Annotated in this window: 22 protein-coding genes and 1 pseudogene; 14 read left to right on the forward strand and 9 right to left on the reverse strand. The window is 67.3% G+C overall.

The window, feature by feature from the left end; translation table 11 throughout:
* Position 1 precedes the first annotated feature (1 nt).
* Entirely contained in the window at positions 2-634 is a 633-nt protein-coding gene (locus AC3A6P_RS12735; RefSeq protein ID WP_487691862.1) for a hypothetical protein, read from the forward strand.
* 54 nt (positions 635-688) lie between these two features.
* Here AC3A6P_RS12735 and pcrA read toward each other — a convergent pair whose 3' ends face one another.
* On the reverse strand, positions 689-3,001 hold the full coding sequence (pcrA, locus tag AC3A6P_RS12740) for a DNA helicase PcrA (protein WP_487691863.1): 2,313 nt from the start codon (positions 2,999-3,001) through the stop codon (positions 689-691).
* Between the two features lie 199 nt (positions 3,002-3,200).
* Here pcrA and AC3A6P_RS12745 point away from each other — a divergent pair, with 199 nt between their 5' ends.
* The gene (locus AC3A6P_RS12745; protein WP_487691864.1) at positions 3,201-3,536 is read left to right on the forward strand and encodes a chorismate mutase; all 336 of its coding nucleotides are present in this window, start codon (positions 3,201-3,203) and stop codon (positions 3,534-3,536) included.
* Here AC3A6P_RS12745 and AC3A6P_RS12750 read toward each other — a convergent pair.
* The 3 genes from AC3A6P_RS12750 to AC3A6P_RS12760 all read right to left on the reverse strand — a co-directional run bounded on the left by AC3A6P_RS12750 (position 3,530) and on the right by AC3A6P_RS12760 (position 7,581).
* On the reverse strand, positions 3,530-4,075 hold the full coding sequence (locus tag AC3A6P_RS12750) for an NUDIX hydrolase (protein ID WP_487691865.1): 546 nt from the start codon (positions 4,073-4,075) through the stop codon (positions 3,530-3,532). The two genes, AC3A6P_RS12745 and AC3A6P_RS12750, sit on opposite strands and share 7 nt — an antisense overlap.
* Positions 4,036-6,069: an SGNH/GDSL hydrolase family protein gene (locus tag AC3A6P_RS12755; protein WP_487691866.1), complete on the reverse strand. Its 2,034-nt coding sequence runs from the start codon at positions 6,067-6,069 to the stop codon at positions 4,036-4,038. The genes AC3A6P_RS12750 and AC3A6P_RS12755 overlap by 40 nt, the downstream gene beginning before the upstream one ends.
* 63 nt (positions 6,070-6,132) lie before the next feature.
* Entirely contained in the window at positions 6,133-7,581 is a 1,449-nt protein-coding gene (locus AC3A6P_RS12760) for an NAD-dependent succinate-semialdehyde dehydrogenase (RefSeq protein ID WP_487691868.1), read from the reverse strand.
* Positions 7,582-7,630: 49 nt separating this feature from the next.
* Here AC3A6P_RS12760 and pgi point away from each other — a divergent pair, with 49 nt between their 5' ends.
* The gene (gene pgi / locus AC3A6P_RS12765; protein WP_487691869.1) at positions 7,631-9,286 is read left to right on the forward strand and encodes a glucose-6-phosphate isomerase; all 1,656 of its coding nucleotides are present in this window, start codon (positions 7,631-7,633) and stop codon (positions 9,284-9,286) included.
* Positions 9,287-9,369: 83 nt separating this feature from the next.
* Here the strand turns inward: pgi and AC3A6P_RS12770 are convergent, their stop codons facing one another.
* Complete coding sequence (locus AC3A6P_RS12770; protein ID WP_487691870.1) at positions 9,370-9,831, reverse strand: hypothetical protein; 462 nt, start codon at positions 9,829-9,831, stop codon at positions 9,370-9,372.
* A 327-nt stretch (positions 9,832-10,158) separates the two neighbouring features.
* Here AC3A6P_RS12770 and AC3A6P_RS12775 point away from each other — a divergent pair, with 327 nt between their 5' ends.
* Genes AC3A6P_RS12775 through AC3A6P_RS12805 form a run of 7 tightly spaced genes read left to right on the forward strand, consistent with a single transcriptional unit; the run spans position 10,159 to position 16,262 of the window.
* Positions 10,159-10,785, forward strand: a complete 627-nt coding sequence (locus tag AC3A6P_RS12775; protein WP_487691871.1) for a flavin reductase family protein — start codon at positions 10,159-10,161, stop codon at positions 10,783-10,785.
* A complete protein-coding gene (locus AC3A6P_RS12780; protein ID WP_487691872.1) occupies positions 10,778-11,614 on the forward strand; it encodes a carbon-nitrogen hydrolase family protein in 837 nt (278 codons plus the stop codon). Before AC3A6P_RS12775 ends, AC3A6P_RS12780 begins: the two co-directional genes overlap by 8 nt.
* Positions 11,593-12,834 (forward strand): FAD-dependent monooxygenase, encoded by a 1,242-nt coding sequence (locus AC3A6P_RS12785; RefSeq protein ID WP_487691873.1) that lies wholly within the window; start codon positions 11,593-11,595, stop codon positions 12,832-12,834. The genes AC3A6P_RS12780 and AC3A6P_RS12785 overlap by 22 nt, the downstream gene beginning before the upstream one ends.
* Before the next feature lie 26 nt (positions 12,835-12,860).
* The gene (locus tag AC3A6P_RS12790) at positions 12,861-13,883 is read left to right on the forward strand and encodes an ABC transporter substrate-binding protein (RefSeq protein ID WP_487691874.1); all 1,023 of its coding nucleotides are present in this window, start codon (positions 12,861-12,863) and stop codon (positions 13,881-13,883) included.
* A gap of 32 nt (positions 13,884-13,915) precedes the next feature.
* Positions 13,916-14,650, forward strand: a complete 735-nt coding sequence (locus AC3A6P_RS12795; RefSeq protein ID WP_487691875.1) for an ABC transporter permease — start codon at positions 13,916-13,918, stop codon at positions 14,648-14,650.
* Entirely contained in the window at positions 14,647-15,456 is an 810-nt protein-coding gene (locus tag AC3A6P_RS12800; protein WP_487691876.1) for an ABC transporter ATP-binding protein, read from the forward strand. The genes AC3A6P_RS12795 and AC3A6P_RS12800 overlap by 4 nt, the downstream gene beginning before the upstream one ends.
* Positions 15,453-16,262, forward strand: coding sequence for an ABC transporter permease (locus AC3A6P_RS12805; RefSeq protein ID WP_487691877.1), 810 nt, complete (start codon positions 15,453-15,455; stop codon positions 16,260-16,262). Before AC3A6P_RS12800 ends, AC3A6P_RS12805 begins: the two co-directional genes overlap by 4 nt.
* Positions 16,263-16,264: 2 nt before the next feature.
* Here AC3A6P_RS12805 and AC3A6P_RS12810 read toward each other — a convergent pair whose 3' ends face one another.
* A complete protein-coding gene (locus AC3A6P_RS12810) occupies positions 16,265-17,275 on the reverse strand; it encodes a LacI family DNA-binding transcriptional regulator (RefSeq protein WP_487691879.1) in 1,011 nt (336 codons plus the stop codon).
* A 97-nt stretch (positions 17,276-17,372) separates the two neighbouring features.
* Between AC3A6P_RS12810 and AC3A6P_RS12815 the strand changes: the two genes are divergently transcribed.
* On the forward strand, positions 17,373-18,395 hold the full coding sequence (locus tag AC3A6P_RS12815; RefSeq protein ID WP_487691880.1) for a 2,5-dihydroxypyridine 5,6-dioxygenase NicX family protein: 1,023 nt from the start codon (positions 17,373-17,375) through the stop codon (positions 18,393-18,395).
* Positions 18,392-19,780 carry an amidase gene (locus AC3A6P_RS12820; protein ID WP_487691882.1) on the forward strand — a complete coding sequence of 463 codons (1,389 nt, stop codon included), beginning with the start codon at positions 18,392-18,394 and terminating at the stop codon, positions 19,778-19,780. Before AC3A6P_RS12815 ends, AC3A6P_RS12820 begins: the two co-directional genes overlap by 4 nt.
* Here AC3A6P_RS12820 and AC3A6P_RS12825 read toward each other — a convergent pair.
* Both AC3A6P_RS12825 and AC3A6P_RS12830 read right to left on the reverse strand, forming a co-directional pair.
* Positions 19,773-20,231 carry a zinc finger domain-containing protein gene (locus AC3A6P_RS12825; protein WP_487691966.1) on the reverse strand — a complete coding sequence of 153 codons (459 nt, stop codon included), beginning with the start codon at positions 20,229-20,231 and terminating at the stop codon, positions 19,773-19,775. The genes AC3A6P_RS12820 and AC3A6P_RS12825 overlap by 8 nt on opposite strands.
* Before the next feature lie 162 nt (positions 20,232-20,393).
* Positions 20,394-20,657: pseudogene (locus tag AC3A6P_RS12830) on the reverse strand (DNA-formamidopyrimidine glycosylase family protein); the annotation flags it as partial.
* A gap of 39 nt (positions 20,658-20,696) precedes the next feature.
* Between AC3A6P_RS12830 and AC3A6P_RS12835 the strand changes: the two are divergent.
* The gene (locus AC3A6P_RS12835) at positions 20,697-21,248 is read left to right on the forward strand and encodes a chorismate mutase (protein WP_487691883.1); all 552 of its coding nucleotides are present in this window, start codon (positions 20,697-20,699) and stop codon (positions 21,246-21,248) included.
* A gap of 65 nt (positions 21,249-21,313) precedes the next feature.
* A complete protein-coding gene (locus AC3A6P_RS12840; RefSeq protein ID WP_487691885.1) occupies positions 21,314-22,195 on the forward strand; it encodes an LLM class flavin-dependent oxidoreductase in 882 nt (293 codons plus the stop codon).
* 1 nt (position 22,196) lies between these two features.
* Here the strand turns inward: AC3A6P_RS12840 and AC3A6P_RS12845 are convergent, their stop codons facing one another.
* Complete coding sequence (locus AC3A6P_RS12845) at positions 22,197-23,177, reverse strand: aldo/keto reductase (protein WP_487691887.1); 981 nt, start codon at positions 23,175-23,177, stop codon at positions 22,197-22,199.
* Positions 23,178-23,274 lie beyond the last annotated feature (97 nt).

Here is a 23,274-nt window from a genome sequence, read left to right on the forward strand (position 1 = left end):
GGTGCCAGAGCCAGATCCTTCTCAGGACTCATCCGAGCACACCCGCATCATCCGGCGCGCACCTGCCTCGCCTCCACCTCCGCGCCAACCACCGCCCGAGGACACCCGAACCGGCATCATCCGCCGGGCCCCCACGGGTTCTCTTCCGGCGCAACAAGATCCGCGGACCACGCACATCCCTACCCCCGCCGAGGCTCCCACCGGACTCATCCCGCCCGTGCCGGCGCCCGTGCCCACCCCCGCAGCACCCGTCGCACCTGTCGAGCCGTCGGCGCGCAGTGCCATCGCCACGTGCGTCGTCGCGATCCTCAGCGGTTGGGCGGTGTCGGTGGTGGCCACCGACCTCATCACCGGCTGGTGGCAGACCGACAGACTGTTCTGTCTCGGGGTCGGCTTTCTGACCTTCGTGTTCGCCGCGTCGACGATCTCGGGCGTCGTCACGGTGCTGCTACGACGCGCGGTCGGTCACTACCTGATCCTCACCGGTGCGGTCGTGGCGCTGCTGACCTTCGGCGCGGTGTTCATCGCCGGTGCGCAGGTGCCGTGGCCGGTGTTTGTCATTCCGGTGTTCCCGGTACTGAGCGTGCTGCTGGCCTTCCTGCCCGGCACCCGCCGATGGACCCGCGCCGGCTGAATTCGGTGCTGAGCCAGGATCACCCGAAGTGGCTCAAAGCCGGGCGCCGCGCCCCTACAGCTTGGTGATCGGCGCGTGGTTGTGCATCAGTTTGACTCTGCCCGCGCTACCGAAGTCGATGAGCGACATCGCCGATTCGCCGACGCCGTTGACCTCCTCGACCCGCCCCAGCCCGTACTTGTCGTGGGTCACCCGGTCTCCCGGTTCGAGCGTGATCACCTGACGATTGCGCGCGGGGGCACTACGCCCGGGCGCCGGCCGCGGGGTTCCGTAACGCCCGGCATTGCCCACTGGCGCGCTGAACGCGGACGGGGTGGCGTCGGTGCGCCGCCAATCGATGAGATCCTGCGGAATCTCGCGCAGGAAGCGCGATTCCGGGTTCAGCATCGGCTGGCCCCACGACGAGCGCACCTTGGCGCGGCTCAGATACAGGCGTTGCCGCGCACGGGTGATCCCGACATAGGCCAGACGGCGCTCCTCGGACAGCTCCTGCGGGTCGCCGAGTGCACGCATGTGCGGGAACATGCCGTCCTCCCAACCCGTCACGAAGACCACCGGGAATTCCAGCCCCTTCGCGGTGTGCAGCGTCATCATCGTCACGACACCGGAACCGTGTTCGGGAATCTCGTCGGTGTCGGCCACCAGAGACACCCGTTCCAGGAACTCGGCCAGCAAGCCCGTCTCGGGGATGTCCTCGTCCACCGGGTCCTCTTCGTCGCGCAGAGCCAGGGCGTTGGCCCGGTCGGTGCTGAATTCGTGTGCGACGCTGACGAGTTCGTTGAGGTTGTCCAGCCGCGCCAGGTCCTGCGGATCGTTGGACGCCTCGAGCTCGCGCCGGTACCCGGTCCGGTCCAGCACGTCCTCCACCAGATCGCCGAGCTCGTCGTCCAGTTTCGCGCGCATCTGGTCGAGCATCTCCACGAACGCCGCGATGGCCTTCTCGGAGCGGGTGTTCAGCATCGGAACCTTGCCCTCGGCGGCGGCCTGCAGGGCGTCGTTGAACGTGGCGCCCGTGTTCTCGGCGTACACCGCGACACAGGCTTCGGCCCGGTCTCCGATACCGCGGCGCGGGGTGTTCAGGATGCGGCGCATGCTCACCGCGTCACCCGGATTGTCCAGCACGCGCAGGTAGGCCACGATGTCGCGGATCTCCTTGCGCTCGTAGAAGCGCACGCCCCCAACGACTTTGTACGGAATGCCGGCGCGGATGAAGACCTCTTCCAGCGCGCGGGAGGAGTTGTTGGTGCGGTAGAACACCGCGACGTCGTTGTAACTGATCTCGCCACGGTCCGCCAACGCGTCGATTTCCTGCGCCACGAAACGCGCTTCATCGTGTTCGTTGTCGGCGACGTAGCCGACGATCAGCTCGCCTTCGCCGGAATCAGTCCACAGCCGCTTCTCGCGCCGCCCGGCGTTGCGGGCGATCACCGAGTTGGCGGCGTTGAGGATGGTCTGGGTGGACCGGTAGTTCTGCTCGAGCAGGATCGTGGTGGCGTTCGGGTAGTCGCGCTCGAAGTCCTCGATATTGCGGATGGTGGCGCCGCGGAAGGCGTAGATCGACTGGTCGGCGTCACCGACCACGCACAGCTCACCGGGCGGCACACCATCGTCTTCGGGCAGGTCGTGGCCCACCAGCTCGCGGACCAACATGTACTGCGCGTGGTTGGTGTCCTGGTACTCGTCGACCAGGATGTGCCGGAACCGGCGCCGGTAGTACTGCGCGATCTGCGGGAAGGCCTGCAGCACCGCCACCGTCTCGCCGATCAGGTCGTCGAAGTCCATGGCGTTGGCCGCGCGCAGCCGACGCTGATACTCGCCGTACACCGAGGCCACCGTGCGAGCCAGGTCGTCGGCGGACTCGTCGAGATCGGTCACCGCACGTTCCGGATCGATCAGTTCGTTCTTCAGGTTCGAGATCGCCGTGGCCAGCAACCGCGGGGTGTACCGCTTGGTGTCCAGCCCCATGTCCTTGCCGATCATCAGCAGCAGGCGGCGGGAGTCGTCGGCGTCATAGATGGAGAAGTTGGAGTTCAGCCCCGGCAGCAGGGACGCCTGGTTGCGCAGGATCCGCACGCACGTCGAGTGGAACGTCGACACCCACATGGACCTGGCTCGGGGCCCGACCAGTTGCGCCACCCGCTCGCGCATCTCGGCGGCGGCTTTGTTGGTGAACGTGATGGCCAGAACCTGCCCGACGCCGACATCGCGCGCGGCCAGCAGGTAGGCGATGCGGCGCGTGAGCACGGCCGTCTTTCCCGACCCGGCGCCGGCCACGATCAGCAGCGGCGTGCCCTCATGCAGCACAGCTTGGCGCTGCTGAGGGTTGAGTCCCTCCAGCAGCTGGTCAGTTTCGGTGGTGAGAGTCATTTCGTGCTCAAACCTACCGCTGCGCACAGACACTTTGCGCCGATGGCGCCCTTAGTGGCACACTCGATCCGTGCTCAATGCGAAGCGTCGATTTTTTTACGGGTACCGGATTCCGGTGCCCGGCGCTTAGCTGATTCCCTGAGCCCCGTGGTCCGAATCCGGATCCGGGGCTCTTCTGTTGCGTGAGGCCCGAAACCGGATGAGACCCAAACCACCGAAAGCGCCACCCACCAACAGTGAGAACGCGGAGCAAGACATGAGCATCGAAGCAGACACCCAGCGCGAAGCCTCGGCTGAGGACATCGATCAGCTGCGCCTCGAAATCGACCGCCTGGACGCCGAGATCCTGGCCGCGGTCGCCCGCCGCACCGAGGTCTCCAAGATCATCGGCAAAGCGCGGATGGCCTCCGGCGGCACCCGGCTGGTGCACAGCCGCGAGATGAAGGTGATCGAGCGCTACAGCGAACTCGGACCCGAGGGCAAAGACCTGGCGATGCTGTTGCTGCGCATGGGCCGCGGCCGCCTCGGTTACTGAAGCAACTGCGGCAGCAACACGCGGGTATCCGGGACGAACGGCCACGCCGGATCGGCCAGATGATCCTTGAACTCGCTGTCGGTCCACCACCATCCCTCGGCGATCTCCTCCGGCTGATGGCGCAGCGGCCCGTCATAGCGGGTCCCGAAGGCGAACAGGTGACACCGCATCGGCCGGCCAGCCCACACCCCGTCCCAGGCCACCGACGCCAGCGGCACCGGCGTCCTGCCTGTGACACCGAGCTCTTCCTCCAGTTCGCGGACCGCGGTCTGTAGCGGTGTCTCCCCCGGGTCGATGACGCCGCCCGCCAGGCAGTCGTGCATACCGGCGAACACCGCTTTGGTGTCGGTGCGCCGGTGCACATAGATTCGCTGACCATCCCCGGAACGGACCAGCACCCCGGCGCTGCCGTGCCACAGCCCTTCGGCGTACACCTGCGCTCGCGGGGCCGCACCGATCGCCCGCCCGTCGGCGTTGTACACCGCGACGGTTTCGTCGGTCACTGCGACAGCGCTTTCACCAGCCACGGCGCCAACCATTCCACGGCCTCAGGGGTGGGATGCAGGCCGTCACCGCGCAACCGGATCCCGTCGACCCGATTGGTGTAGACACCGCCCGGCCCCATCTTCTTGTTCAGATCCAGCACCGTCACGTTCGGCCGGTCCGCGGCGACCTCCCGCAACAGGGTGTTCCAGGCGTTGGTGCGCGCCGGCCGGTCCTCCGGATAGAGACTGCCGTCGGATCGTTCGGCGCGCCGGCTGTACGGCGCCGTGGTGACGACGACGTGCGCGCCGGTGGACCCGAGAATGTCCAGCGCCCGGGTCAATTCGCTCTTCAGATAGGCGTCGTAGTCGTCGTCGCCGACGTGGGTCCACTCCCCGTCGTGCATGCGGTCGACGATCTCCCACCGACCGATCATCAACAGCACCGAATCCGGCCGCGAATGCTGGACGCGCTGGGCCCAGCGCTCCGGCCAGGTGTCGCACTCCGGCTTCTGGTTGAGCTCCTGGCCCGTCGTCCGGTAGGGCCCGCCGCGGGCGATGCCACAACCGATGGTCGTGTAGTCGGCCATCCGTAGCTCCGGGGTCTGGGGGAAGTAACGCATCAGCGTCCACGCCACCGAATCACCGAACACGGCCGCCGACGGAATGCCGGGCTTGGCGGTATCCGGCCCCACCACCACCGCCCGCTCGGGCATCACCATGGCCGCCGATGAGATGTCCAGCGCATCATCCTGGGCAGGGGTTGCATCAACCCGGACGAACGTCGCCGTCACAACGGCCGCCGTCGCCGCGGTGGCCGTCGCCAGGCGCAGCATGGGTACCGAGGCGGGCCGCCATTTCTGCACGGGCTGCTCGATCGCCCACCACGACAGCGTGGCCAGCGCCAGTGTCACGGCACACCGCACCGCGAACAGCGACCAGCCTGACCAGCCGGTGCGTTCGCCGTTGAGCACCAGGAACACCGGCCAGTGCCACAGGTAGATGCCATAGGAGATGGTGCCGAGCCACACCAGCGGCCGCAGCGCCAGCACCCGCGCCACCGGGCCCCGCTGGTCCAGGGCCACCGGCACCACCACCAGCACCGCACCCACGGCCGTCGCGATCAGCAGACCGGAGCGGAAGTCGTCGACGTCACCGGTGGCGCGGTGTGCTGCCACGGCCAGGACCGCGACACCGATCAGTGACACCAGCCGCGCGACCCAGCGGACCCACCGCGATGTCAGGTGATTGCCGCCCGCGGTGACCGAGGACCAGTCACGCACCAGCAGGGCGGCCGCCGCCGCGCCGATCAGCAGGGCCTGCACACGGGTGTCGGTGCCGAAGTAGACCCGGTTCAGGTTCTGCTCGGACACCAGCAGGATCGCCAGCGCGGCGGACCCGGCCGTCCCGGCCAGGGCGAGCGCGAATACCGTCAACCGCACCGCCCGCAGCCCGGGTGTCACCTTCCGCACGGCCAGAAGCAGCAGCGCCACTGCGACGATCAGCAGCGGCCAGGCCAGATAGAACTGCTCCTCGACTCCCAGCGACCACATGTGCTGCAGCGGCGAGGGCGGGCTGCCTTGCGAGAAGTAGTCGGTGCCCTGAGCCACGAACGCCCAGTTCGCCACCCACAGGAAGGCGGCGACCGCGTCGTTGCGCAACTCCCCTGTCGCGTCGGGCGGGAACAGCTGGCGCACCAGCAGTACGGCCGCCACCACGATCAGCAGAGCGGGCAGCAACCGGCGGGCGCGGCGAATCCAGAACTCGCGCAAGCTGATCCGCCCGGTACGACCGAGCTCGTCGAGGAGCAGCGACGTGATGAGGAAACCGCTGAGGACAAAGAAGACGTCGACGCCCAGGAAGCCGCCGGGCACACCGGGAACGCCGCCGTGCTCGGCGAGCACCAACACCACCGCCACCGCGCGCAGACCGTCGAGTGCCGGGATGGCACGGCGTCCTGACGAACGCAGGCGTGGCGAGGACGCCTCAGTCACCCACCGACGACGCCCGCCGATGCGGACGGGCCCCGCAGTCACGTCCAGACCTCCCATGTCGCCCGAGGGGAGTCTAGAAGTGCCGCGAGGCCCGATCCGGGAGGCGCTCCGGGGTGGCGCTCAGTTCGTCAGAGCGATGTATTTCGTGTCGAGATACTCCTCGATGCCCTCGGTGCCACCTTCGCGACCGAAGCCGGATTCCTTGATGCCACCGAACGGTGCGGCGGCATCGGAGATGACTCCGCGGTTGACGCCCACCATGCCGGATTCGATGCCCTCGGCGACCCGCAGTGCGCGGTCCAGCGACTGCGTGTAAACGTAGGCGGCCAGGCCGTATTCGGTGTTGTTGGCCGCAGCGATGCCCTCTTCTTCGGTGTCGAAGCCGATGATCGGCGCGACGGGCCCGAACACCTCCTCCTTGAGGATCCTGGCGTCGGCGGGCACGTCGGTCAGGACGGTGGCCGGGTAGAAGTAGCCGGGACCGCCGGGGGCCTGCCCGCCGACGGCGACTGCTGCGCCGCGGTCCACCGCGTCGGAGACCAGCTCACCCACCTTGGCGAGCTGCTTCTCGTTGATCAGCGGACCCAGTTTCGAGGAATCTTCGAGCCCGTTGCCGAGCGGGAACTCGCTCATCCGCTTCACCAGCTTCTCGGTGAACTCCTCACGCACCGCGTTGGCGACGTGGAACCGGTTGGCGGCGGTGCAGGCCTCGCCGCCGTTGCGCATCTTGGCCAGGATCGCGCCGTCCACGGCGGCGTCGACATCGGCGTCGTCGAACACGACGAACGGCGCGTTGCCACCGAGTTCCATCGAGGTCCGCAGCAGCTTGTCGGCGGACTGCTTGACCAGCGCCTTGCCCACCCCCGTCGATCCGGTGAAGGTGAGCTTGCGCAGCCGCCCGTCATCGATCAGTGCGCTCGTGACGGCACCCGGGTCGCTGGTCGGCAGCACCGAGAGCACACCCTTGGGCAGACCGGCCTGATCCATCAGCTTGGCCAGCAGCAGCATGGTCAGCGGCGTCTCCTGAGCCGGCTTGACGATCATGGTGCAGCCCGCGGCGAAGGCCGGGCCCATCTTGCGGGTGCCCATGGCCAGCGGGAAGTTCCACGGCGTGATGGCGTAACACGGGCCGACGGCCTGTTTGGTGACGATGATGCGGCCGGTGCCGGCCGGGCTCGGGGTGTAGCGACCGCCGATGCGGACGGCTTCCTCGGCGAACCAGCGGAAGAACTCCGCGCCGTAGGTCACCTCGCCCTTGCTCTCGGCAACCACCTTCCCCATCTCGAGGGTCATCAGTGCGGCGATGTCGTCGGCGTTGGCGGTGATGGTCTCGAACACCGATCGCAGGATCTCGCCGCGCTTGCGGGCCGGGGTGGCGGCCCACTCGGCCTGCGCACCGGCGGCGGCGTCGAGCGCGGCGATGGCGTCGGCGGCGGTGGCGTCGGCGACGGTGGTCAGGACTGCACCGTCGGCGGGATTCAGTACGTCGAAGGTCGACGAACCCTGGCGTTCGTCACCACCGATCCACAGTCCGGTTGGAACGGATGACAGCAGCTTGGCGATGTCCATACATCCATCATCTACCCCTTCTTTGCACCGCCCGCATTAGGGTTTGGGAATGACCGAAATCGCGGATATCTCCCAGACTCCAGCCTGGAATGCACTTGCCCGTCACCACGATCAGATCGGTACGACGCACCTCCGCGAGATCTTCGATCAGGACCCCGGCCGTGGTGAGGAACTGACCCTGACCGTCGGCGACCTGTACATCGACTACAGCAAGCACCGCGTCACCCGCGAGACCTTGCGCCTGCTGATCGACCTGGCCAAGGCCGCCGATCTCGAGGGTCGCCGCGACGCCATGTTCGCCGGCGAGCACATCAACACCTCCGAGGACCGCGCCGTTCTGCACACCGCGTTGCGGCTGCCGCGGGACGCGTCCCTGACGGTTGACGGCCAGGACGTGGTGGCCGACGTGCACTCGGTGCTCGACGCCATGGGTGAGTTCACCGACCGGCTGCGCAGCGGCGAGTGGACCGGGGCGACCGGCGAGCGCATCAAGACCGTGGTGAACATCGGTATCGGGGGGTCCGATCTGGGACCGGTGATGGTCTATCAGGCGCTGCGGCACTACGCCGACGCCGGCATCTCGGCGAAGTTCGTCTCCAACGTCGACCCGGCCGATCTGGTGGCCGCCCTGGCCGACCTGCACCCCGCGACGACGCTGTTCATCGTCGCGTCGAAGACGTTCTCGACGCTGGAGACGCTGACGAACGCGACTGCGGCACGACGCTGGCTCACCGACTCCCTCGGCGACGCGGCGGTCAGCAAGCACTTCGTCGCGGTATCGACGAACAAGAAGCTGGTCGACGAGTTCGGCATCAACACCGACAACATGTTCGGCTTCTGGGACTGGGTGGGTGGCCGCTATTCGGTGGACTCCGCGATCGGGCTGTCGGTGATGGCCGTGATCGGCAAGGAGGCGTTCGCCGATTTCCTGTCCGGCTTCCACCTCGTCGACGAACACTTCCGCACGGCGCCACTGGAATCCAACGCGCCGGCACTGCTCGGGCTGATCGGGCTGTGGTACTCCAGCTTCTTCGATGCGCAGTCCCGCGCGGTGTTGCCCTACTCCAACGACCTGGCGCGCTTCGCGGCCTACCTGCAGCAGCTGACCATGGAGTCCAACGGAAAATCGGTGCGCGCCAACGGCACTCCGGTCACCACGGACACCGGCGAGATCTTCTGGGGTGAACCGGGCACCAACGGCCAGCACGCGTTCTATCAGCTGCTGCACCAGGGCACCCGCCTGGTGCCCTCGGATTTCATCGGCTTCTCCCAGCCCACGGATGACCTGCCGACCGCCGACGGCACCGGCAGCATGCACGACCTGCTGATGAGCAACTTCTTCGCCCAGACCCAGGTGTTGGCCTTCGGCAAGACCGCCGACGAGATCGCCGAGGAAGGCACTCCCGCAGATGTGGTGCCGCACAAGGTGATGCCCGGAAACCGCCCGTCGACGTCGATCCTGGCGACGCGCCTCACCCCGTCGGTGGTGGGCCAGCTGATCGCTCTTTACGAACATCAGGTGTTCACCGAAGGCGTGATCTGGGGTATAGATTCGTTCGACCAGTGGGGTGTCGAGCTGGGCAAGACGCAGGCAAAGGCGTTGCTGCCCATCCTCACTGGTGAGCAGTCACCGCCCGAGCAGTCGGACAGCTCCACGGATGCACTGGTGCGCCGGTATCGCCAGGAGCGCGGCCGGGCGGGCTGAGCACAGAAAAGCACAACGCGACGCACGATCGAGGTGATCGTGCGTCGCGCTGGGTTCTCAGGTGCTACTCGGGCCCGTCAGATCTAGGGGGCCGGGATGGTGGCACAGCCGACGTTCGGGATGCAGCCAGTCGCTCCACCGGGTCCGGCGGTGCCGCTGGGGCCGACCGGCGAGAGGCTACCGCTGGCGCCACCCGGTCCTGCCGTCCCGGCCGGTCCGCTCGGAATGGCACCGCTGGCACCGCCGGGGCCGGCCTCGCCCGCAGGGCCTACCGGTGAAAGGCTGCCGCTGGCGCCACCGGGGTTGGCTTCACCACCGGGACCGAAGGGGATGGCACCGGCCGCACCGCCCGGGCCTGCCTGACCCCCGGGGCCACCGGGGATGTTGACGTCAGCGCCGCCGGGGCCGACGATGCCGATGTCCGCGCACGGAGTTCCATCAACGTTGACGCATGGTGGCGGTGGCGGCGGAGCGGGCTCAGCCATCGCTGCTGGGGCGAAGGCGAACGCCGCGGCCGCGGCACCTGCGAACAATGCTGGAGTCATCTTCGAAAGTTTCACCATCATGTCAGTGGAACTACCACCTCAGCCAAATCCCTAAACCACTAGAAAACCTTTACGGCGGCGGAATCGAAAACCGCCGCCATGGATGCAACCCGTTGTCCTTCACCGGAGTTGACTACACGGGCCCATCGATTCATCTGCCTCCGGACGCGCGACGCCGCCCGGAAACAGGCGGTCCGGCCAGGCCCGAATTGTTAACACTGGGTAAATCGCGCTCCACCGGTTGCCGACGCTGGAACCCTCCATGACCATAGGTGCAACCGCTTGCGCAAGGCATTGCACGAGCGATTTCGCAGAGGAGGACTCCAAGTGCCGTCGAGGCAGATCGACATCACCGCGCTGGACCCCGCGCTGGCATACAAAGTGCTGGTCGGCGCGGTTCAGCCCCGGCCGATCGCGTGGGTGTCCACCGTCGCCGCCGACGGGACCACCAATCTGGCCCCGTTCAGTTTCTTCACGGTGGCCTCCCGGGAGCCCGCAACCCTTCTGGTCTCGATCGGACCCAAGGCCGACGGCGGTGTGAAGGACACCTTGGCCAATGTGCGTGCCACGGGAGACTTCGTCGTCAACGTCGCGTCGTTCGACCACCACCTCGCGGTGAGCGCGACAGGGGCCACCGTAGCCCCGGAGGTAGACGAGTTCGAGTTGGCGGAGCTGACGCCCGTCGCCTCGGATGTGGTGCGCGCACCCCGGGTCGCCGAGGCACGGCTTTCCATCGAGTGCCGGCTGCGTGAGGAGCATCAAATCGGCACGGACACAGTGATTTACGGCACCGTGTTGCGCGTCCACGCCGCCGAGGGCGTGCTGGACGACACGCTGCGGGTGGACAATGACGTGCTCAACCCGCTCGGCCGGCTGGCAGGCCCGTGGTTCTCGGGACCCCTGACCGGCATTCCCGAAGGATGGCAGCCCGCCGAGACGGTGACCCATGGCTGAGTCCCTGCGCGTTGGTGTTGTCCAGCTGAAGGCCATCCCGGGCCGCGCTGAGGTCAACCTCGCCAACGCCGAGCGCCGAGTCGCTGAACTGGCCGGCCAGGGCGCCGGCGTCGTCGTACTGCCCGAACTGTTCGCCACCGGCTACGACCTGGACATGGACCTGGCCACGGCCAGCCTCGACGCCGAGGAGCACACCCAGGCCGTGATCGGTTGGGCCCGCGAACACGACTTGGTGATCGCCACGGCTCTGCTCACCCGCTCGCCGGACGGCGAGCTGATCGACCTGGCCGTCGTCATCGGCGCCGAGGGAGTTCTGGCGTCGGCGTCCAAGCGGTTCCTGTGGGGCGGCGAACGGCGCAAGTTCGGCCGTCGGGTGGAACCGGGCGCTCTGGTCAAAACACCCTGCGGCACAATCGGTGTCGCAATCTGTTATGAGGCAGGTTTCCCGGAAGTGGTGCGTGATCTGGCGCTGCGGGGAGCCGACATCATAGCCATCCCAGCCGCTTTCGGCCGTCAGCGGCTCTACGCCTGGGAACTGCTCACCCGCTCACGCGCCCTGGAGAACGGCTGCTTCGTGGCGGCGGCCGGCCTGACGGGCACCAATCCCGGCGGAGTCTCGTTCGCCGGGCACAGCCGCATCATCTCCCCCACCGGCGACATCCTGGCCGGGCTCGCCCGCTCCGAAGGCGCTGCCCTGGCGTCGATAGACCTGGCCGATATCGATCACTCACGTGCCGCAATCCCTTACCTGTCCGACCTCATCGCCGATCGCGTCGAGGCCGCCGCTGAAGACGAAGGAGAACAAACATGGCTGACGTCGACGTCGTGATCTGCGGAGCGGGTATCGGCGGCCTGGCCGCCGCTGCCGCGCTGCGCGGCAAGGGCATCAGTACCACCGTGCTGGAGCAGGCACCTCAGCTCGGTGAGGTGGGCGCCGGACTGCAGATCGGCCCCAACGCCACCCGCGTGCTGCACCATCTCGGTCTGCAGGATGCAATGGACCGCATCTCACTGGAGGTGCAGGAGACGGTGAACCGTCGTTGGTCCGATGGTTCGATCATCGCCAAGACCACGCTCGGAGCAAGCGCCACAACACGTTACGGCTCGCCGTACCTCCAGGTGCACCGCGCCGACCTGCACGACGCGCTGTTGTCGGCGGCCGTTGACGACGGCTTCTCCGGGCCCCCTGCGCGGATCCTGACCAACAGCACCGCCGTCGGCGTCGACGAAACCGATCCGCTGCGCCCGAAGGTACTGCTCTCCGACGGCACCGCGATCGCCGGCAATGTGGTGATCGGTGCCGACGGCATCCGATCGACCATCCGCGCGTACATCGGTGCTCCCAATGACGTCGAAGACAGTGGCGACATGGCATTTCGCACCCTGATCGACGGTGATGCGGTGCGTCAGGACCCCGCTACCCGCTTCCTCGTCGACTGGCAGGCCGGCAATGTGTGGTTCGGCCCCGGAGGCCATCTGGTGGTCTACCCCGTGCGCCGCCAGAAGCTCATCAACATCGTGGGCATCTTCCCGATCAGCGAGGACGTCTCGCGCGACTGGAGCAGGCCGGCCACCCATGAGGAACTGCTGGCCGCCTATCAGGGCTGGGATGACCGGGTCATCGCGCTGCTGAGCAAGGCCACCGGCCCGATCATGCTGTGGGCGCTCAAGTGCCAGGAACCGTTCTCGCAGTGGAACCGCGGCAACATCGCGCTGCTCGGCGACGCCGCCCACTCGATGGTTCCCTATGTCTCCCAGGGCGCTTCGCAATCCATCGAGGACGCGGCGGTCCTGGCCGAGGAACTCGCCGACACAGATTCCGCCGGCGTGGCCGTCGCGCTGGAGGGCTACGTCCAGCGGCGCGCCGAACGTGCCCGCGCCGTGCAGATCGCCGCGATGGACAACCGCGGTGTCTTCCACCTGCCCGACGGGCAGCAGCAACGTGAGCGCGATGCAAGGATGCGCGCGGTCGCCAAGAACGTCGACACCAAACTCGACTGGATCTACCAGGGCACCCCGCTGGGCGGCTTGACCGTCTCGGCCCGCTGAAACCCCCTCCACCCGAAAGGCACACCATGAAGATCCGCAGAACCCGGGCAGGTATCGCCCTTTTCGCCATCCCGTTGCTCATGACCGCCGCATGTGGTTCGTCGGACTCGTCGGAAGAGTCCGCCGAGGGCGGCTCCCCCGTGGTCAAGATGGACGGCGTGGTGCCCGACCCGTTCGGCGTCGTACCCGTGTTCGTGAAAGAGGAAGGGCTGGACAAGAAGTACGGGTTCACCCTCGAGTACACCGAAGGCGACCCGGCCGGCGGCACCACCCCGTTCCTGCAGGGCCAGGTGCAGTTGGGTCCCGGCGACGCGGTGTCAGCAGCCATCGCCAACGGTGAAGGCCACGACACCGTGGCGTACTACCCGTTGATGTCGCAGACCGCCGGTGTGATCGCCAGCGGCGCCAGCGGTATCAAGACCCCGGAAGATCTGCGCGGCAAGCGAGTAGGCCATTTCGGCAACGACTCCGGCACCACCCAAGCCATCACGCTGACCCTCAAGGACGGCTGGAACATCGACGTCAACAAGGACCTGACGCTGGTGCAGTCCTCACCCGAGGCGCTGCCGGCCCTGCTGGCCAAGGGCGAGGTGGACGCGATCTTCAACTTCGAACCCTTTGGTGACCGCGCCGTCCAGATGGCTCAGGGCACCCGGGTGCTCGAAGTGACCAAGTACTGGCAGGACAAGGAAGGCTGGGCTCCGCCGCTGGCGATGCTGTGGTCCAACCGGAGCTGGCTCACCGAGAACCCGGAACTGGCCAACAACGTCGTCGCCGCCTACAGCGAGGCCATGCAGACCATGATCGACGCCAATTACGAGACCTTCAAAGAAGAGCCGTACAAGTCGTTCCTCGATGCCGAGTCCGATGAGGAGCTCGACCGGCTGGTCAGCTACTGCCAGAGCCTGCCCTGCTACACCAACTCCTGGACCGAGGAAGACGCCACGGCGATGAACGACTGGGTCAAGATGATGGTCGACGACGGCATGCTGCCGAATTACCCCGAGAACGCGCCGGCCGCCACGCTCGACTCGGTCCTTGCCAAGTAAGTCGTTCCATGTTGAGTAGACGGACCCAATCGGTGCTGTACTCCGTTGCCGGCGCCGCCTCCATCATCGCCCTCTGGGCGTTCGGTGGCGCCGGCAGCAACTTCATCGCCCCGATCGGCGAGGTGTTCGGCGAACTGCCCACGTTCCTGGCCGATCCCGATGTGTGGGCCAGTGTCGGCGAGACCTGGATACGGGTGCTGCTCTCGCTGGCCCTCGGCCTGGCGCTGGGCATCGCGGTGGCGGTGGTGATGTGGAAATCGGACTTCTGGGGCCGGTTCGCCAGCGTGTACGTCGCGGTGTTCATCACGGTCCCGAGCACCATCACCGCGCTCATGGCGGTGTCGTTCTTCCGCAATGTCGAACTCGGCGCCGTGGTGGTGCTGGTGGCCACGATCTTCCCGTTCGTGGCGCTGGTGGTGCTCTCGGCCCTGCGCGGAGTGGACTCCGGCCTGCTGGAAATGGCTGCGACATACCGTTATTCACGGTGGCAGTACGTCCGGGAGATCCTGGTGCCCCACACCGCGGGCGCGGTGATGACCGCGGTGCGCAATGAGCATGCCCACCTGTGGAAGGTGGTCGTCGTGGTGGAGATCTTCCTGGTCAGCAGTGGCATGGGATTCCAGTTCGACCGTTCGTTCTCCAAATTCAACCTCGTTGACGTGATGCTGTGGCTGATCGTGTTCGCGGCCATCTTGTTGGCCACCGAATACCTGGTGATCAGGCCGCTGGAGAAGAAAGCCCAGCACTGGACAGGAGTGTCGTCATGACCGTTCACCTCGAACCGCCCGCAGCGACAGAGCAGATGAATTTTCTCGATCTACAAGGCATCTCGATCACCTACGGCACCAAGACCGCCGTACGTGACATCGACCTGCGCATCGGCGCGAACGAGTTCGTCTCGATCATCGGCCCCAGCGGCTGCGGCAAGTCGACGTTGCTGCACGTGTTGGCCGGGTTGAAGTCGCCGGCGTCGGGGCAGATCACCTACCGCGACGCCGATGTGACCGCCGACGTGGGCAAGCGGCTGCGCACCGGCTACGTCTTCCAGGATCACCGGCTACTGCCGTGGCGCAGCGTCCGGCGCAACATCGAGATCGCGATGCGCAGCGCGGGTGTGCCGAAAGCTGAGTGGGACAGCCAGATCGAACGGTATCTGGCGCTGCTGCAGGTCCGCGACCACATCGACGCCCTGCCGATGAACCTCTCCGGCGGGCAGCGCCAGCGGGTGTCCATCGCTCGCGCACTGGCGGTGCGCCCCGACCTGGTGCTGATGGACGAGCCGTTCAGCGGGCTCGACGAGGTCACCGGGCGCACCATCCGGGTCGAGCTCGACCGGATGCGGCAGAGTTCGGCGACGCCGACGTTGTTCGTGACGCACTCGATCCGGGAAGCGTTGTACCTGTCCGACCGGATCCTGGTGCTCAGCCGCGGCCCCGCCACGGTGCTCAAAGAGATCACCATCGATCTGCCACGGCCCCGCTCCTACGGTGATCCGCGGCTGGTCAAGCTGGAGGAGGAACTGGTCGACGAGGTGCTGCAGGTGTGGGAACCCACGGCGGAGACGCGGTCGTGACGACCCTGGATACCCCGGCAGTCGCCGACGTGACCCCGGCACCCGGCCCGAAGCGAAACCTGGCCTGGATCAATCGGTTCGGCGCTCCGGCGCTGGCGCTTCTGGTGGGGCTGGGGGTCTGGGAACTGGCCAGCATCACCTCCGACGGCTGGGTGCCGTCCATCGCGGACCTGTTCGCCGCGACGGGCTCGGTGTTCTCCTCCGACACCTTGGTCGCCGATCTGCTCATCACCTTGCGACGGGTGCTGCTGGTGTGGGCGGGATCGGTGGCGGTGGGCCTGGTCCTGGGCGTGGCGGCCGGATTCAGCTGGCAGCTGCGGGCTTTCCTGCGCCCGATCCTGGCGGTGGCCCTGGCGGTGCCGGACATCGTCTACATCATCATCGTGATCCTCATCCTCGGAACCGCCGAGAGCTCCGGCATTCTCGCGGTGATCCTGGCCATCGCGCCGCTGGTCGTCAACGTCACCATGGCGTCGGTGCTGGCCCGCGATGTGCGCCTCGACGAGATGGCCGCCGCCTACAAGTTCGGTCCGCTGACCTACATGCGGCACGTGCTGTGGTACCAGCTGCGCCCCGCCGCCGAAGCCGCGGCCAGGACGTCGTTCGCGTTCTCGTGGAAGCTGATCGTGCTACTGGAGGCCATCACCTCACCCGATGGGATCGGGGCGCGGATCATGCAGGAGTTCAAATATCTGCGCCCGGCCGAGATGATCGTTTACGCACTGCTTTTCACGGCGCTCATGAAGGCCATCGAAGTGCTGGTGATCGACCGGTTCCTGCGCACCAAGCCCGGCCCGGTGTCATGAGCTCAGCCGGTGGTGGACTCCCTGATCACCAGTTCGGTGGGCAGGGTGGTCGACGAGGTGGGCAGGCCGTACAGCACGGCCAGCAGGGTCTGTACGGCGCGCACGCCCATCTCCTCCATGGGGCTGCGCACGGTGGTCAGCGGGATCATCAACTCGCCGGCGACGCCGATGTCGTTGTACCCGGCGACGGCCACGTCGCGGCCGGGTCTGCGGTCGAGCTCACGCAGTGCGCCCATCACACCGATCGCCGAGAAGTCGTTGACCGCGAAGATCGCCGTCGGTGGCCTGGCCTGGGTCAGCAGTTGCATCGCACCCTGGTGGCCGTGGTCGGCGTCGAAGCCCAGTTCGAGGATGTTGGCCGGGGGCACCTCCACACCCGCCGCGGCCAGGGCGTCGACGCAGCCGTTGACCCGGTCCACACTGGTACTGGCCCAGTTCGGCCCGGCGATGATGCCGACCTCGGTATGGCCAAGGGCGGCAAGGTGTTCCCCGATCTGGCGACCGCCGCGGTAGTCGTCACCGCACACCGACAGATAGCCGGGGCTGCGGCGCGACACCAGCACGAACCGCACCTTGCGGCGCTCCAGTTCGGCCAGGTTGGAACCGTCGAGGCGGGCGTCACCGAGGATCAGGCCGTCCACCCGGCGCCCCAGCAGCAACTCGAACCGGCGGACCTGTTCGGCCGGGATGTCGTGGGTGTTGGCCACGAACGTCTCGTAACCGGCCTTGTCGGCCTCACTCTCGATGGCGTCGTACACCAGCGACAGCACGATGTCGGTCAGATGCGGAACCAACACACCGAGTGCGGTGGACCGGTTGGTGGTCAGGCTCGCCGCGTTCGGGTTGGGCGTGTAGCGAAGTTCCTTGGCCAGCGCGACGATTCGGGCGTCGGCGGCGCTGACCTCGGCCCCCGGAGTGGCCGCGCGGCGCAATGCCCGCGACACCGTGGACACGTGCACCCCGGCGGCGTCCGCGATCGTGCGCAACGTCACCGGACCATCGGGTGTCACCACGCAAGCCTCCCTCACCTGTCCCCCGCAACCGAGCACACATCATAAGCAACCGTTCGCGCAATACGTTGCGCAACTCAGTATCAAAGGAGATGTGACCATGAATCTGTCCGGAGTCGACCTGGTGAAGCTGTTCGCCCGCGAGTTCGAGCTGTGCAAGATGTCCGCCGGTGAACACGTCATCGTGCTCACCGAACCGACCAGCCGGCCCGACTATGTGGCGGCCGCCTTCGGTGCCGCCCAGCAGTTCGGCGCGCACGTCGCCACCATCACCGCCCCCGCCGGCACCCCGATCCCGGAACCGGCCACGCACACCGGATCCGGCCCCGGGCTGCAGTCGGTACTGGACAACCGGGTCATCCAGGAGACCCTCAAAGCCGCCGACATGGTGGTGGACCTGACCCACGAGGGCTTTGTGCACGCCCCCGTCCAGTCCGAGATCCTGGCCGCAGGCACCCGCATCCTGTTCGTCTGCGACGCACCCGATGTGCTGGCCCGCAACCTGCCGTCGGTGGACGACACCGAATTGGTGGAATCCGCGCGCGATCTCATCAAGGCGTCGAAGGTGATGACGGTGCGTTCCGAGGCCGGCACCGATTTCACCGTCGACCTGATCGACAGCCACCCCGGCTTCCAGAAGGGTTTCGTCGACAAGCCGGGCAAGTGGGATCACTGGCCCTCCACCATGGTGGTGTGCTGGCCGATGACCTCCAACGGCACGATCGTGCTGACCGCAGGCGACATCCTGCTGCCGTTCAAGGAGTATGTCTCCAGCGACATCCGCCTCGAGGTGGTCGACGGGCGGATCGAGGACATCAGCGGCGGCCCCGACGCCAAACGGTTACAGCAGTTCTTCGACGACTCCGACGATCAGTGGGCCCGCTCGCTGTCGCATATGGGCTGGGGCCTGATGAAGTCCGCCAATTGGTTTGCCACCGCGATGTATTCGAAGCACGAGATCATGGGCATGGATGCGCGCGCCTTCGCGGGTAACTTCCTGTGGTCCACCGGCCCGCACCCGTTCCTCGAGCACGATTCGTTCGCCCACCTCGACATCGCCATGCGCGGCTGCTCGATCGTCGTCGACGACACCCCGGTGACCAAAGACGGTCGGTTGCTGTGAGCGACATACTCAACCAGGACGCGTGCGCTCAGGCGACGGCGGTCCAGGATGGGATCATCTCGCCGCGTGAACTGGCTGAAGCCGCGATCACACGTATCGAGACGGCCAATCCGGAGCTCAACGCGCTGAGCTGGGAGCGTTTCGAGCAGGCTCTCGACGAATGCGAGCGGGTCAATCCCGCCGCACCGTTCGCGGGGGTGCCCATCCTGCTGAAGGACCACCGCTGCACGGCGGCGGGTCAGGAGACCCGCTACGGCACAACCGTGTTGGCGAACACCCGCACCCCGGGAACGGTGGACAGCAACATCTACCGTGCCATCGTCGACGCCGGCTTCGTGGTGCTGGGCCGGACCACGGTGCCCGAGTTCGCGACAGCGTTCATCACCGAATCCGACGCCGCCGGGGTGACCCGCAATCCGCGGGCGCTCGATCGCACCCCCGGCGGCTCCAGCGGCGGCGCCGCCGCGGCAGTGGCAGCCGGCATGGTGGCCGTCGCGCATGCCACCGACGGCGGCGGCTCGATCCGGCAGCCGGCCAGCTGTTGCGGGCTGGTGGGCCTCAAGCCGTCCCGCGGCCGGGTCAGCCTCGGCCCCGACGCCGGTGAATCCTGGGCCGGCGCCACCGTGGAGGGTGTCATCACCAGGACCGTGCGAGACGCCGCCGCGGTCACGGCCGCCCTCGCGCGGCCATTCCTGGGTGACCCGTATTCGGTTGCGGGACCGGCGATCACACCAACCCCCGACGCCATCACCCCGCAGCGGATCGGTGTCATGCGGCAGCACCCGTCAGGCAGCCCGTGGCCGTCGGCCGACGTCCGGGCGGTTTTCGAAGGCGTCACCGCCGTGCTGTCCGACCGCGGGCATCAACTCAGCGACAGTTTCCCCGCCGCCCTGACCGAGACCGAGTACCAGCGGCACTACGACACCATCGTCGACGTCGACGTCGAGCTGTTGTCCCGCAAGGTCGAAGCCCTGCTGGGTCGCCCTATCGAGGATTCCGAACTGGCCCCGCGGAACGCGCAGAAGCGTGCCCGGGCACGCGCTCTGGGGGCACCGGCCTACCTGGAATCGCGGTACTGGCTGGCGACGTGGACCTACCGCCTGCAGTCGTGGTGGTCGGATTGTGATCTGCTGATGACACCCACCATGGGCGATCTGCCGTCCCTCGTCGGCGGCGATGATGCCAGCATCGCGGCCCGTTCTTCTGCAATGACGGTCATGACGAACTTCGCCAACATCGGTGGCCTGCCGGCGATCAGCCTGCCGCTGGGCCAGACCGACGCCGGGATTCCCATCGGCATCCAGTTCGTCGGCCGTCCCGGCGCGGAGAACACACTTGTTGCGCTGGCCAAGGACTTCGAGGCACGGGGCCCCTGGTTCATTTGAGCAGTTTCGACATCCGCCGGTCGGCGAGCACCTTGCCGCCGGTCTGGCAGGTGGCGCAGTACTGAAAGGACTTGTCGGCGAACGACACTTCGCGCACGGTGTCCCCGCAGACCGGGCACGGCATCCCGGTGCGGGCGTGCACCCGCAGCCCGGATCGTTTCTCGCCTTTGAGGGTGGCGGCCTGCTGACCCACCGATCGTGAGACCGCGTCGGTCAGCACGGTGATCATCGCGTCGTGCAGCGCGCCGAGCTGGGCTTCGGTCAGCTTCCCCGCGGTGGCGAACGGCGAGAGCTTGGCCACATGCAGAATCTCGTCGCTGTAGGCATTCCCGATCCCGGCGATCACCTTCTGGTCGGTGATCACCGACTTGATCCGCCCGGTGTTCCCGCGCAGCACCGCAGCCAGTTCGTCGGGCCCGAGCGACAGCGCATCGGGTCCCAGCGTGGCGATGCCGGGGACTTTCGCAGGATCGTCGACCAGCCACACCGCCAGCCGCTTCTGGGTTCCCGCCTCGGTCAGGTCGAAGCCCGGGGCCTCCCCGGGCGTGCCCAGGTGCACCCGCAACGCGTTCGGGCCCTTGCCCGGCTTCAGCGGGTTGGCGGCCAATTTGTCGGACCACCGCAGCCACCCGGCCCGCGACAGATGGGTGATCAGGTGCAGCTCACCGATCTGCACCCCCAGATACTTGGCCCATCGGTGGGCGCCGGTGACGGTCTGCCCGTACAGCGCCGTGACGGGCGGATCGAAGGTCTTCAACACCGAGAAAGCCGACACGTCGATACGGCCCACCGGCAAGCCGACGGCATGACTGCGCAGATAGTCGGCGAGCGCTTCGACCTCGGGTAGTTCGGGCACGGTGTCCAGTCTGCCGACCATTCCGAAGCCTTGTCACCCGTTATCCGCAAAGATGAATCGGTGCGCCTTCGCTGTCTCGCAGTTCCTCTGGCCGTCGCGGCCCTCTTCGCCGGTGCCCCCGTCGCCTCCGCCGAGCCCAGCCCGCTCTACACCTTGGTCGACACCGTCGCCCAGCGGCTGCAGACCGCCGAGCCGGTGGCGGCGTTCAAGTGGATCAACGGCGGCCCCGTCAACGACCCGCCACGGGTCGCGGTGGTGCTCGACACCGTCGCGGCGGACGCCACCGCGCGGCAGGTCGACGCCATGTACGTGCGGCTGGTTTTCCAGGACCAGATCAACGCCAACGAGGGCATTCAGTACACCCGCTTCGGGCAGTGGAAACTGGATCCCGCGGCGGCGCCGGCCACCGCGGCGGACCTGGCGGCGTCGCGGGACGCGATCAACGGCTTCAACAAGACGATCGTCAACGAGATCTCGCTGCACCGGGATACGCTGCTCGGCCCGGCTTGCCAACAGGCTTTGGACAGCGCCGAACAGGCGGTGATCCACGACCGCGGGCTGGATCCGATGTACCAGCAGGCGCTGGCGACGGCCACCGGCTCCTACTGCTAGAGAATCGCCCCGACCACCCGCCTTTTTCGACCACAAGAACTAGAACGTGTTCTAGTCTGGGCGTCATGCGGTTCACCTATGCGGAAGCCATGACCGACCCGACCTACTACATCCCGCTGGCCAAAGCGGCGGACGAGGCCGGGTACCACGCGATGACGATCCCGGACAGCATCGCCTACCCCCTCGAGTCGGATTCGGAGTATCCGTACACCGAGGACGGCAACCGCGAGTTCCTCGACGGCAAGGCGTTCATCGAGTCGTTCGCGTTGATCGGTGCGCTGTCGGCGGTGACGACCAGACTGCACTTCAACATCTTCGTGCTGAAGCTGCCGATCCGGCCGCCGGCGTTGGTGGCCAAACAGGCCGGCTCGCTGGCGGCGTTGTTCGACAACCGCCTGGGCCTCGGCGTCGGCACCAGCCCGTGGCCGGAGGACTACGAGATCATGGGCGTCCCGTACGCCAAGCGCGGCAAGCGGATGGACGAGTGCATCGACGTGATCCGGGGCCTGACCTCCGGCGACTACTTCGAATATCACGGCGAGTTCTACGACTTCCCGAAGACGAAGATGACGCCGGCGCCGACGAAGCCGGTGCCGATCCTGGTGGGCGGGCACGCCGACGCCGCGCTGCGCCGCGCCGCCCGCAACGACGGCTGGATGCACGGCGGCGGCGACCCCGAAGAACTCGACCCGCTGCTGGCCAAGCTGGCGAAGTTCCGCGACGAGGAAGACCGCATCGGGCAGGCCGAGGAGTTCGAGATCCACGTCATCTCCATCGACGGATTCACCCTCGACGGCATCAAACGCCTCGAGGACAAGGGCGTCACCGACGTCATCGTCGGCTTCCGCATCCCCTACATCACGGGCCCCGACACCGAGCCGCTGGATGCGAAGATCCGCAACCTGGAGTGGTTCGCCGAGAACGTCATCGCCAAGGCTGGGTCCTGACTCACCGTTCGGAATCCAGCGCGGCCATGTGCTCGGCCGGGTAGCGGGTACCGGAAATCTGGCCGACGGGCACGGCCGCTTCGATCTTCGCGAGTTGGGCGTCGTCGAGTGCCACCCCGATGGCGCCGAGGGATTCGGTGAGCCGCGTCCGGGTCTTCGCACCGACCAGCGGCACGATGTCATCGCCTCGGGAGCCCACCCAGGCGATCGCGGCCTGTGCCACCGTGATGCCGAGTTCGTCGGCGACACTGCGCAGGGCCTCGACCAGCGCCAGGTTGCGGTCCAGGTTGTCGCCCGAGAAGCGGGGGGTGTGCAGCCGGAAGTCTCCTTGGCCGCCACTGGTTTTCGACCAGTGCCCACTGATCAGTCCCCGCGACAGCACGCCATAGGCGGTGACGCCGATACCGAGTTCGCGGCAGGTGGGCAGGATCTCGCGCTCGATGCCGCGGTCCGCCAGGGAGTACTCGATCTGCAGGTCGCTGATCGGGCGGACGGCCGCGGCGCGCCGGATGGTCTCCGAGCCGACCTCGGACAGCCCGATATGGCGCACCTGACCGGCGTCGACGAGTTCGCCGATGGCGCCGATGGTTTCCTCGATCGGCACAACGGGATCCAGCCGCGCCGGCCGGTAGACGTCGACGTAGTCGGTGCCGAGGCGCTGCAGCGAATACGCGAGCGCGGTGGTGACGGCGGCGGGCCGGCCGTCGAACCCGACCATCGCGCCACCCACACCGACCTGGGCGCCGAACTTCACGCTCAGCTGATAGCTCTCGCGCGGAACGCCGCGCAACGCTTCGGCGAGCAGCAGTTCGTTGTGGCCCATGCCGTAGAAGTCGCCGGTGTCCAGCAGCGTGATCCCGGCGTCCAGTGCGGCGTGCACGGTGGCGATGCTCTCGTCGCGGTCAGCGGCACCGTAGGCGCCCGACATGCCCATGCAGCCGAGCCCGAGTGCCGAGGTCTTGAACGTTCCCAGTGTGTTCATGGCCCCAGTCTTGGCCGGATCCGGCGGCGTAACGAGGACGCGTTCAACCAGGGAGCGGGAGTCCCTGTCACCGGATCGGTGCGGCCGCCACAATGAG

It is taken from the genome of Mycobacterium sp. Soil_C_30 (assembly GCF_057656995.1).

Coding starts and splice junctions, on each gene's coding strand:
- pcrA (WP_487691863.1), bottom strand. CDS start 3,001: ATGACTCTCACCACCGAAACTGACCAGCTGCTGGAGGGACTCAACCCT.
- AC3A6P_RS12745 (WP_487691864.1), top strand. CDS start 3,201: ATGAGACCCAAACCACCGAAAGCGCCACCCACCAACAGTGAGAACGCG.
- AC3A6P_RS12750 (WP_487691865.1), bottom strand. CDS start 4,075: ATGGTTGGCGCCGTGGCTGGTGAAAGCGCTGTCGCAGTGACCGACGAA.
- AC3A6P_RS12755 (WP_487691866.1), bottom strand. CDS start 6,069: ATGGGAGGTCTGGACGTGACTGCGGGGCCCGTCCGCATCGGCGGGCGT.
- AC3A6P_RS12760 (WP_487691868.1), bottom strand. CDS start 7,581: ATGGACATCGCCAAGCTGCTGTCATCCGTTCCAACCGGACTGTGGATC.
- pgi (WP_487691869.1), top strand. CDS start 7,631: ATGACCGAAATCGCGGATATCTCCCAGACTCCAGCCTGGAATGCACTT.
- AC3A6P_RS12770 (WP_487691870.1), bottom strand. CDS start 9,831: ATGACTCCAGCATTGTTCGCAGGTGCCGCGGCCGCGGCGTTCGCCTTC.
- AC3A6P_RS12780 (WP_487691872.1), top strand. CDS start 10,778: ATGGCTGAGTCCCTGCGCGTTGGTGTTGTCCAGCTGAAGGCCATCCCG.
- AC3A6P_RS12785 (WP_487691873.1), top strand. CDS start 11,593: ATGGCTGACGTCGACGTCGTGATCTGCGGAGCGGGTATCGGCGGCCTG.
- AC3A6P_RS12790 (WP_487691874.1), top strand. CDS start 12,861: ATGAAGATCCGCAGAACCCGGGCAGGTATCGCCCTTTTCGCCATCCCG.
- AC3A6P_RS12800 (WP_487691876.1), top strand. CDS start 14,647: ATGACCGTTCACCTCGAACCGCCCGCAGCGACAGAGCAGATGAATTTT.
- AC3A6P_RS12815 (WP_487691880.1), top strand. CDS start 17,373: ATGAATCTGTCCGGAGTCGACCTGGTGAAGCTGTTCGCCCGCGAGTTC.
- AC3A6P_RS12840 (WP_487691885.1), top strand. CDS start 21,314: ATGCGGTTCACCTATGCGGAAGCCATGACCGACCCGACCTACTACATC.
- AC3A6P_RS12845 (WP_487691887.1), bottom strand. CDS start 23,177: ATGAACACACTGGGAACGTTCAAGACCTCGGCACTCGGGCTCGGCTGC.